At 67.2% G+C, this 10,759-nt stretch carries 9 protein-coding genes; 2 read left to right on the top strand and 7 right to left on the bottom strand.

Annotation, left to right across the window (positions count from 1 at the left end; translation table 11 throughout):
- Positions 1-125: 125 nt before the first annotated feature.
- The 4 genes from RJ03_RS00085 to RJ03_RS00070 all read right to left on the bottom strand — a co-directional run bounded on the left by RJ03_RS00085 (position 126) and on the right by RJ03_RS00070 (position 4,141).
- On the bottom strand, positions 126-968 hold the full coding sequence (locus tag RJ03_RS00085) for an ABC transporter permease (RefSeq protein WP_051024065.1): 843 nt from the start codon (positions 966-968) through the stop codon (positions 126-128).
- Positions 965-1,969, bottom strand: coding sequence for a daunorubicin resistance protein DrrA family ABC transporter ATP-binding protein (locus RJ03_RS00080; RefSeq protein ID WP_036496923.1), 1,005 nt, complete (start codon positions 1,967-1,969; stop codon positions 965-967). Before RJ03_RS00080 ends, RJ03_RS00085 begins: the two co-directional genes overlap by 4 nt.
- A gap of 676 nt (positions 1,970-2,645) precedes the next feature.
- A complete protein-coding gene (locus tag RJ03_RS00075) occupies positions 2,646-3,653 on the bottom strand; it encodes an adenylate/guanylate cyclase domain-containing protein (RefSeq protein ID WP_036496922.1) in 1,008 nt (335 codons plus the stop codon).
- Positions 3,654-3,727: 74 nt separating this feature from the next.
- Positions 3,728-4,141 carry a DUF7144 family membrane protein gene (locus RJ03_RS00070; RefSeq protein WP_036496921.1) on the bottom strand — a complete coding sequence of 138 codons (414 nt, stop codon included), beginning with the start codon at positions 4,139-4,141 and terminating at the stop codon, positions 3,728-3,730.
- A gap of 206 nt (positions 4,142-4,347) precedes the next feature.
- Here RJ03_RS00070 and RJ03_RS00065 point away from each other — a divergent pair, with 206 nt between their 5' ends.
- Positions 4,348-4,578, top strand: coding sequence for a DUF8691 family protein (locus RJ03_RS00065; RefSeq protein ID WP_036496920.1), 231 nt, complete (start codon positions 4,348-4,350; stop codon positions 4,576-4,578).
- Positions 4,579-4,590: 12 nt separating this feature from the next.
- Here the strand turns inward: RJ03_RS00065 and RJ03_RS00060 are convergent, their stop codons facing one another.
- Entirely contained in the window at positions 4,591-5,703 is a 1,113-nt protein-coding gene (locus RJ03_RS00060; protein WP_036496919.1) for an AI-2E family transporter, read from the bottom strand.
- Positions 5,704-6,019: 316 nt separating this feature from the next.
- On the opposite strand from RJ03_RS00060, the gene RJ03_RS00055 reads away from it, so the two are divergent.
- Positions 6,020-8,581, top strand: a complete 2,562-nt coding sequence (locus RJ03_RS00055) for a winged helix-turn-helix domain-containing protein (protein ID WP_036496918.1) — start codon at positions 6,020-6,022, stop codon at positions 8,579-8,581.
- Here the strand turns inward: RJ03_RS00055 and RJ03_RS00050 are convergent.
- Complete coding sequence (locus RJ03_RS00050) at positions 8,515-9,648, bottom strand: alpha/beta fold hydrolase (protein ID WP_063820319.1); 1,134 nt, start codon at positions 9,646-9,648, stop codon at positions 8,515-8,517. The genes RJ03_RS00055 and RJ03_RS00050 overlap by 67 nt on opposite strands.
- 158 nt (positions 9,649-9,806) lie before the next feature.
- On the bottom strand, positions 9,807-10,759 hold a 953-nt coding region (locus tag RJ03_RS00045; RefSeq protein WP_036496917.1), incomplete at its 5' end, for an FAD-dependent monooxygenase.

The following is a 10,759-nucleotide window of genomic DNA, read 5'->3' as shown; positions in this document are numbered from 1 at the left end:
GGCCGCGGCAACGCCCGCCGCGATGAGCCGATTACGCAACCGACCGGATTTCCGGGAACTGCCCAACTGCATGCCCCCATGCTGTCACAGCCCCGGGCCGCCCGCAGTAGCGCCAGGTGAGAGCCTCATCGGCTGACGGACCGCTTGAACTGACGCAGTGCCAGTGGCACGAAGATCACCAGAATCGCCACCACCCAGATCAATGTCGTCGCCACCGGATGCTGCAGCGACCACACATCAGGCGTGGGATTCGCCGGACTCGTGTTGCCGAACAGATCGCGCGTCGCCTGCGTCACCGCCGAGACCGGATTCCATTCCGCGACCACGCGCAGCGGCGTGGGCAGCACGTCGCTGGGCACGAAAGTGTTGGCGATGAAGGTCAGCGGGAAGATCACCATGAAACTGGCGTTGTTGAACACTTCCGGCGCCCGCACCAGCAGACCGACCACGGCCATGATCCAGGAAATCGCGTAGGCGAACAACAGCAGCAGGACATAGGCCAGCACGGCCTCGAGGAAGGAGCCGTGGATGCGCCAGCCGACGAGCAGTCCGGTCACCGACATCACCACCAGGCTCACCACATTGATGGCGACGTCGGCCACGGTGCGCCCGACCAGGACCGCCGAGGGCGCCATCGGCAGCGAGCGGAACCGGTCGATGATTCCACGCTGCATATCCTCGGCCAGGCTGGTGCCGGTGAACGTGGCGCCGAAGACCGAGGTCTGGGCGAAGATGCCGGCGATCAGGAATTCGCGGTACGAGGTGCCCTGCACGCTGATCGCCGATCCGAAGATGTAGGCGAACAGCAGGACGAACATGATCGGCGACAGCGTCGAGAAGATCAGCACGTCGGGCACTCGTTTGATCTTGATGACGTTGCGCTTGGCGATGGTCAGGCTGTCACCGGCCACGATGGCCGCGCGTTCGGCCAGCGTCGGTCTGCGGGTATCGATCGCCGCGGTGATCATCTGCTGTGTCCTTCCGTGGCTTGTTCGAGGGTCTGCGCGGCATCGGCCGGGTCGATGGAGTCGGCGGCCTCGTGCCCGGTCAGGGTGAGGAAGACGTCGTCGAGCGAGGGCCGCCGCAGGCCCACGTCCTGGATGCGCACCCGGTGCGCGGACAGCCGCTCGATGGTGTCGACCAGCGCCTGTGAGCCGTCGTCGACGGGGATGGTGAGCCGCCGCAATCCCGGTTCGACGTGGATATCGCCGACGGCGAGCCCGGCCAAGGCCTGCTGCGCGACGGCGAGGACGTCGGCGTGTTCGACGGTGAGCTCGATCCGGTCACCGCCGACCAGGGCCTTGAGCTCGTCGGCGGTGCCGCGCGCGATGACCGTGCCGTGGTCGATCACCGCGATCGCATCGGCCAGCCGGTCCGCTTCCTCCATGTACTGCGTGGTCAGCAGCAGGGTGGTACCGCCGGCGACCAGTTCCTCGATCACATCCCACAGATCCAGCCGGGCCCGCGGGTCGAGGCCGGTGGTGGGCTCGTCGAGGAACAATACCGGCGGATTCGCCACCAGGGCGCCGGCCAGGTCCAGGCGGCGGCGCATCCCGCCGGAGTATCCCTTCACCGGCCGATCGGCCGCATCGCTGAGCCGGAAGCGTTCGAGCAGTTCCCGGGCACGCTGTTTACTGCGTTGGATGCCCAGGTGGTAGAGCCGCCCCACCATCTCCAGATTCTCGAAGCCGGTGAGGTATTCGTCCACGGCCGCGTACTGGCCGGAGGCGCCGATGTGCGCGCGTAACCGCTGCGGTTCGCGCAGGACATCGATACCGGCGACGGTGGCGCGGCCGGCATCGGGTGTGAGCAGCGTGGTCAGCACCCGGACGGTCGTGGTCTTCCCGGCGCCGTTGGGGCCGAGCAGTGCGGTCACCGTTCCCTCGGGAACCGCGAGATCGAGCCCGTCGAGGGCGACGAGCCGACCGTATTTCTTGACCAAACCCTCGGCGATGATGGCGTCGGGCATGCTTTTCCCCTGCCGTTCGATGTGGATGTGAGGTTTGCTACTGCCGTGCAGTATTGCCCACACCACCGACAAGTTCATCCGAATAAGCCCCCATCGGGCACCGACTCGACCGGCCGGGAAACGGAGGTGGTCGCATCCCGGGATCCGGCGGTGCTCGGGGGTGCCGGCGGGATGCGACCGATTCGATACTCCCGCGCCCGCCCTCGAAGGTCGCGAGTAGTGCGCTACTCGAGTACGTCCCGCGCGGCTACCTACCGTCGCTCGCGTAAAGCCCCAAAGGTGTGAAAACGCCCACGACCGGGCGGTGCCACACCCGCACAGCTACCGAATTCGACGCCGGCGACGAGGCCCGGCCACCGCCGATCGTTTCACGTGGAACAAGTTTATTCCGCTGCGTCGCAACATATTTCGCGATCGCCACCGTGACGGCTGTCCGGCTCTCGGCAAACCGGACGAGCCGCCCCGCAACACGCCAGAGAAAAAAATTTCGAAACTAGCGCCCCTCATGCAGACACAAACGAGAATCGTCGCGTAGGATCAGTCACGTCGGCCCCTCCCCCCGGGCCGACCCTACGCGGGCCTCGGCTAACTCCCCCCCTTCGCCGAGGCCCGCTTCCAATTCCCAGACTTTTCCGAGCGGCGCACGGAACGCTTCCCCCGTTGTGCGACAGCGCATTCAGCCCGGGTTCCGCCGCAGCACATGCGAACCCAGACGGTTGATTCCACGCACTCGCACACTGCGCAGATTCCGCAGCGAGAACTCGGGTTCGTCCGCCAATTGTGTTGCCGCACCGTCGTCCACCAGGACGGTGCCCGGTCGCGCGACACCGGTCAGCCGTGCCGCGGTATTCACCACCGAGCCGTAGAGATCACCGAACCGTTGCAACACTTGCCCGTAGGCCAGCCCGACCCGCAGTTCAGGGGTGGTTCCGGCACTCGTCGTGGCTTCCTGGATCGCCAATGCGATCCGGCCGGCGGCCACCGCGGATTCGGCCGCGAACATGACCTCGTCGCCGACGTTCTTGATGGTCCAGCCACCGTTCGCGGTGATCGCATCCGTGGTGACGGATTCGAACGACTCGAGCAGATCGTCCAGTTCATCGGCTTCCAGATGCCGGGTCAGCCGGGTGTAGCCGACCATATCCGCGAATCCGACGGCCAACTCCCGCAACGTTTCTCCGGTGCCGTCGCCGGCCAGGGACCGGGTCAGCGCCGCCGCGAGATGCCGCCGCCACGCATATGCCTGCAGTTGCTGCAGCGCCGACACCACCTCGGCGGTCGCCTCCCGGGCCACCTTGTCCTGGTCCACCCCGGGATCGCCCGCCGTGATCGACCGGATCCGGTCGGCGATCTCCTCCGCGACCAGATCGACCTGCCATTCCGCCAATCGCGCCATCGACTGCCCGAGGGTGCGCGCGGCCGCCTGCTGCCGGCGCACATCGGCGCCGGCCAGCGCGTCGAGACTGCGGAAGTTCCGGACCGCGTTCACATCGCCGTCGGTGAATTCCACCGCGGCGTCGTCGTCATGAGCCGGAAAGCCGAGCGAAACCCACAGCCGCCGGGACAGCTCGGCCGGCACACCCGACAGTTCCGCGACCTCGACCCGGTTGTAGCGGCGAGGTCCCTCCAGTAGATAGGGCTCGACGACCGACTGGACCAGCTTCGACAGCTCCGGGGAGGCCATAATTCCGACGATACGGATCCCGCCGGAGCCGGGTCGCCCGCCGATGACTCGTCACAGCCGAGCGACCCGGTCGGTCACACGCGGTCCGGGCCGGGCTGCCAGGTGGCGACCGCCCAGATCACCACGACATTCAACGCGATCACCAGAATCGACCACGCCGGGTAGTACGGCAGCCACAAAAAGTTCGCGAGAATCGACAACGCCGCCAACGTGATTGCCACGATCCGGCCCCACGTGGTGCCGGCCATCAGACCGAGGGCGGCGATGACCAGCAGGATCCCCAGCACGATGTGGATCCATCCCCAGGTCGTGGTGTCGAACTGGTAGACGTAGTCGATCCCCACGACGAACAGGTTGTCGTTGGCGACCGCCGAAATTCCTTCCAGAATCGAGAGCACACCGACGGTGACCAGCAGGATCGCCGCGCCGATCGAGGTTCCGGCGGCGATGCCCTGACGTACCGGATGCTCCTGCGGGGTTGTGGTCATGGCAGAACTCCTTCCCAGCCGAGGGGCTTTCCCATGAATGTGCCCATCGCGACGCGCCGTGACTTCACCCGTGGCGGGTGAGTATCGGGCGCGGTCGTTCCGCCGGACCGGTTCGCGGCCGGATCTCGAGCTCATCCCGGGCGGATGAGGCGACCACCAGCGGTTGTGCACGAGCCTGGAGGCGAGCAGGCAACCCGGCCGAGGAGGTGAGTTGGTCGTTGTCGATCCGCTATCAGTTCGTCATCGATGGTGAATTGTCCGAGCGGGCCCTGGCGGCATTTCCGGAGTTGAGCCGTAGCGAGCATTCCTCGGCGGGCACGACCACGCTGTTCGGCGCACTCTCCGACGCCACCGCCATGCGGGGTGTGCTCGCGCGGATCGATTCGCTCGGACTGACACTGCTGGGAATGGCACAACTGCCCGACTCCGCCGGCTGAGGTCGCCGCCGGCTACGGTGCCTCGTCCGGATCGGGCGCCCGGTCCTGGATCAGCACGCCGACCCACCGGGTGGTCGGATCGATATCGAGCAGCAGCGCCTTCATCAACAGGGTCAGCGGAATCGCCAGCAGCGCACCGAGCGCCCCCAGGACCCACGACCAGAAGACCAGCGACAGGAACGTCACGGTCACGCTGAGGCCGACCGCATCCCCGACGAATTTCGGCTGGATGATCGACTGGATGACGAAATTGATCACCGAGTAGACGACGATCACCCACACCATCAGCATCGGCCCGCTGTCGAGCAGCGCCAGCAGCGCCGGCGGAATCAAGCCGATGACGAAACCGATATTCGGAATGTAGTTGGTGATGAACGACAGCAGCGCCCACAAAAGCGGAAGCGGCACGCCCATCAGCCACAGCGCACCGCCGTCGAAGATAGCGACGATCAAGCCGAACACCGTGGAAACCACCAGGTACTTCCGGGTGCCGCTGGCGAATACGCCCAGCGCATACGCGATTTCGGGTCGAGCCTTGGCGACCACCGCCAGTTTCCGATCGATCATCATGCCGTCGATCGCCATGAACAGCAGCAATGCCAGCACGAAGAACAGATTGGAGAAGATTCCGAGCGCATTGCTCAGCGCGACGGACAGGACATCGACGACCTTGCCCACATCCAGACCGTTGAGCGCGTTGTGGATCTGCTCGGTGTCCACCCCCAGATCGGCGAGCGTATCCCGCACGCCGTTGAGCATGTCATCGAGTTTGTCGGAGTATTTCGGCAGTTCGGATGCCAATTGCGCGATCGAGAGCACCAGCGCGCCGAGCAGGACGAGCAGGATCAGTACGACCAGGATCAGCGCCGCCACCATCCCGATCCACGGGCGCCAGCCGCGCCGCTGTACCCAGGTCTGCACCGGCTGAACGGCCATGGTCAGCATCAGCGCCAGGAAGGTGGGACCGAGCACACCGGCGAACGCCCTCATCCCCAGGACTGCCACCACCGCGCCGGCGACGGACAGCATCACGATCAGTCCGCGCGGAAGCGGCCATGTTCCCCCGGAAGCGGGTGGCGGAGCCGCTCGTTCGGCCCGCGCGGGCCGATCTCGTCGCAATTGCATCGGAATTACCTCGCCGCCACTGACCGGACTGTCGATTCTCCGACCGACACTACGGCTCCGACCGGCCCGGTAGGTCCCGCGCCACGGCCGAATTCGACGGCCCGAGTCCAATTCGAAATCATGATGGAACGAACATTTTGCCCGATTTCAGCAAATGATTAGTGTACGTTTCAGTTTGGAGAAAGCAGGCTTCACCGACATTGCCTTCGGCGAAGGCACAGCTCCGGGAGGCGCTTTGAACGCTTCGCCCAGAACAACGCGATCGCTATCCGATAGCTCAACCATTGCCACCATCCGCAGTGGCCTCCAACTCGGCGTGCCGGAACTCTCCTTCGTACCGCTGTCGCTTCCCGCCGCTCACGCCCGCATCGACGAGGCGGCGACGACCGGCGCCGGACAGGCCGTATTGATCTGCGCCCCCGCGGGTACCGGCAAGACCGTCCTGGCCGCCGACTGGGTGACGCGACTGGCGACCCGGCATTCCGACTGCCGGGTGGGCTGGCTGACCTTCACCGGCCGCCGCGGCGAATCGGCCGATCTGTGGCGTGCGATCGCCGGAGTGCTCGACCTCCCCGTCGGATCACCGGACCGGGACCCCACCGGTCCGCTCGCCGAACCGGCGACACTGGTGGACCGGCTGACCGAGCGAGCCGAACCGACGGTGCTCGTCCTCGACGACGCCCACCTGCTCACCGACCCCTTGGCCCTGGCGGGGCTGGAGTATGTCGTCGAAAACGCACCGCCGACCCTCACGACGATCGTCACCGGCCGGTTCGATCCGCCGCTGCGATGGCACGGGCTCGAGCTGAGTGGCCGGCTCACCCGTCTGACCGCGCGCGAACTCGCGCTCGACGACGAACGCACCGCGGCCCTGCTCGGCCAGCACAACCTCCACCTGAGCGCTGCCGATATCGCCGGGATCCAACGGCTGACCTGCGGCTGGGCCGCACTCGTACGGATCGCCGCGATCTACCTGGCCGCGAATCCGCAGGACCGGCCGACCGCGTTGGCGGCATTGGCCCGCGCGCCCCACGCCATCAGCGACTTCCTCGTCGGCGAGCTACTGGGCGCGCTGCCCGACGACGCGCTGCACTTCCTGCTCGCCACCGCGGTACCCGAGGAGTTCAGTGTCGCGCTGGCCACCGAACTGGTCGGCGAATCCGCCCCGGCCACACTGGAATATCTGCTGCGCAACAACCTGCCGATCACGTGCGTGGCACGCTACGGCGAACTGTGGCACAGCTATCACCCGATGCTGCGGGCCTACCTGCTCGCCGAGGCCGCGCGCACGCTTGCGAACCGGCTGCCACGCCTTCACCGCAGCTGTTCGGCATGGTTCATCGATGCCCGGATGCCCTCCGCGGCACTGCATCATGTGCTCGCCGTACCGGGGCACCCGCAGCTGTCGCGGTTCATCCGCGAACACGGCCCGAGGTTGGTGTTCGGCGGGGACGGGCCGTCCTTCTTCGCCCGGCTCGACGACGTCGGCGAACTCGCCGACGATCAATTCGTCCAGCTGCTGCGCATCGCCGAAGCCGTGAGCCGGGGGGACGTGGCGGCGTGCACGGCATATCTGGATCGACTCGAAGCAGAACCCTGTTCGGCCTCCGCCCTGGTACCCGCGTCCTGGCTGATCGCCCTGCGCACCGCGGTGGTCGCGGATGTCGCGGTGTTGACGGGCGCCGAACCCGCTGCGCCCGAGCCGGCGACGCCCACGCCGACCGGTCAGGCCGAACTGGACTGCTACATCGTCGCGCAGGTGGCCAACGCGCATCTGCATCGCGGCGATGTGGCGCGCGCCGAATCGGGACTGTGGCAGGCGCTCGCGCTGGCCGAACACGCCGGACTGGGCCGCTTCGTCGTGCCGGCGGCGACGCGGTTGGCACTGTGCGGCGGTATCGGCGGCTATCTCACGGTGATGTGCAAGCGGGCCGAACACGCCGTGGAACTCGCCGAGAAGTACGGACTGCGAACACATTCCGCGATGACGCATGCCCAAGCGATGATCGCCTACGCGCATTACCTGCAGGGCGATCCGATCGAGGCCCACGGGCAGCTCCCGCCCGCCACGACGAGCGGCCTCTCTCCCGCGCCGACCGCCGACCGGCAGGCGCTGGCGTTGCTCCGGCTGATCGAATTCGATTCCGCCACAGATCGTTTCCTGGCCGCCGATACGCTGCGGATGCAACTGCTCGACATGCTCGCCGAGCCGACACCGCCGCGCTCCGCGGGCAATCTGGTCCTGCACACGGTGTCGGCACTGCTGCGGATCCAATCCCGCGTCGGCGCACAGACTCTGGTCGAGCGAGCGATCGCGGTGCTGGGCCACACACCCGATGTCGTGCTGGCGCAGGCCTGCCTGTCGGAGTACGCGCAGACCTCGTCGACGACACTCGAACTGCTGCAGCCATTGCTGCGCCGGACCGAGGGACTGCCCGCGCTCACCGCCGTCACCGGCTGGCTCTTGTACGCCTCCGCATCCGACCATCTCGACCGTCCGGTCAAGGCCTACGAGGCGCTGGCGCAGGCGCTGAATCACGCCGCCGACGACCGGATCGTGCGACCGTTCCTGGAGGTGCCGGGAATCGTTGCGTTACTGGACGGTTCGGTCGGCCGTTTCGGTCACCACGACCGGCTGGTCGATCTGATCCGGTCCCATCCGTCGGCTCGCGGCGCGGCGCACAACCCTGGACTGACCGAAACCGAGATGTCGGTGTTGCGCCAGCTGCCGTCCGGGATGACGACGCTGAATATCGCCGAGGGCATGGGTGTTTCGATCAATACCGTCAAAACCCACTTACGCGGCATCTATCACAAACTGGGTAGCGGATCCCGGGCCGAGGCCATCGCACGGGCGCGCGAACTCGGTTTGATCTGATCGGAATCGGCCGAGCCGGCCGAAGGGTCGCCGAGAAAATCGCCGATCGCGGGCCAGGTCGAGCCGGCCGCGTCGGGACCCACCATCAGGCCCAGATGTCCGCCGGACACCTCCACGAACCGCACCTCGGCGGCGCCGGTGAGCAGTTCCACACCGCGGCGGGTGGAACCGGCGGGCACCAGCATGTCGGTGCGGCTGCCGATCAGCAGCACCCGGCAGGTCAGTTTCGACAGATCCACGACGAGATCCGAGCGCAGTCGAATCACACCGTCCGCCAATTCGTTTCGCAACACCAGACTGCGATAGATCTGCCACAGCGAACGTCCGGGATAGCCGGGCATGGTCGCCATGAAGCGGTCGACCGCTTCCATGCGGGCCAGCGCCTCGGTGTCGGCGGCATGCCGGGCGATGAACAGCGGACGGGTCAGCTCGCGATCGAAGGCCTGTAACCGGAAGCCGAGCCGGACCAGCTCGCGCGGCGCCCCGCCGAGCAATTTCGTCGCCAGGGCGACGCCGCGTCCACCGGTCAGCTTCCCCGCCATCCGGACCGGCACCAGGAACGGGGTGCGGCGCTGGTCGAACGGTGTGGCCAGGCCGGTGACCGACGCGATCGGCAGATCCGCATGGGCCGCCGCGGCGATCATCGCGAGCGCACCACCCAGCGACCAGCCGATCACGTCCACGGGTCGTCCGTGTTCGGCGGCGACGCGGCGCACCGCGTCCGGCACGATGCCGTGGGTCCAGTGCTCGAGGCCGAGATCCCGGTCGCCATAATCGAAATCGCCGTAGTCGACCACATACGGCTGCTTGCCGATGGCGAGCAGATAGCGCACGAGGCTCTGGCCGTCCCGCAGGTCGAAGCAGGCCGGCGTGACCGCGAGTGGTGGTACCAGCAGCACCGGATTCCCGGCACCGGGTTCGTCACGATCGTAGCGCAGCAGTCGATTGTGCGGCTGCTCGCTGATCGGTGTGGACGGCGCCGGCCGGTAGGGCTCGATTCCGTCGCCGAACGACACCGCCCAGATATTGCGCGCCGCGCGCGGCAGATCCGCAACGATCGCGACCACGGGCTGTTCCCTTCCACTCCCGGCCGCGATTCCCGCAGCACGCCGGTACACACCGGCACCTCGACGAACGATAGCCATTCGGTGGTAGGCAGGCAGCGCATCTGCCCGCTACGCGAAGTTACATATAACACGTTCGGTAAGGTCGGCGGGAATCGCGCTCACCGACCGAACCAGCGAGTCAGCGCCGTCGTCACACCCTCGACACCCTCGGTGGCTGCCCACGCGACATATCCGTCCGGACGGACGAGCACCCCGGCCGCCTCGCCGGCACCGGTCCCGTCCGAGGCGTTCAGCGGCTTCGCCGTGACGATCCGTACCCGGTCCTGCCACGGCGCCGCCGCGGCGCGCAGCTCCGCGGAGTCGGCGAAGTCGAACAGCACGCCCTGGCCGGAGGTGAAGTGTTCGGCCACGCGAGTCCCGTCGGAGAGGTCGCGATCGGGAACGATGGTGCCGACCAGTTCGTGGTCGCCGCCCAGGTGGTAACGGTGCAGGACGCCGGAGATCCGTTTGAACACGGTGGTCGCGCCGTCGCCGGTGGACAGCAGTTCGGACATCACCGCCCGCAGTGCCTTACTGCGCCGATCCAGCCGCATGAGCGCGACCTGCGCGCGAGTCCATTCCAGCACCCAGGCGCCGATCGGATACCGCTCGGCGGTGTAGGTGTCCAGGAGCCGCTCGTCCATCCGGCCGTCGACGACCGCGGCCAGCTTCCAGCCGAGACAGACGGCATCGCCGATTCCCAGATTCAGGCCCTGTCCGCCGAACGGCGAATGCACGTGCGCCGCATCGCCGGCGAGCAGCACGCGGCCCTTGCGATAGTCCGGCACCTGACGGGTGTTGTCGGTGAACCGGGTCGCCGAATGCACCGCCGAGACCCGCACGGGTACCCCGGCGACCCGGCGCAGGCTCGCCTCCAGCTCGGCGGCCGTGATCGGCGCGTCACGATCGACGGGCGGTCCGTCGAGTTCGACGGTCAGAAAACGGCCGGGAGTCGGTCCGTAGACATAGATGCCATGGTCGGTGTCGTGCCAACCCGGCCGCAGCCCTTCGGTTTCCGACATCTCCACCACCGCCTGCCGCCCGGTGATCTCCGGCCCGATACCCGGGAAGT

The sequence above is a fragment of the Nocardia aobensis NBRC 100429 genome, from assembly GCF_000308375.1.
Taxonomy (GTDB): Bacteria; Actinomycetota; Actinomycetes; order Mycobacteriales; family Mycobacteriaceae; genus Nocardia; species Nocardia aobensis.
This window is presented reverse-complemented; position numbering and strand designations above follow the sequence as displayed.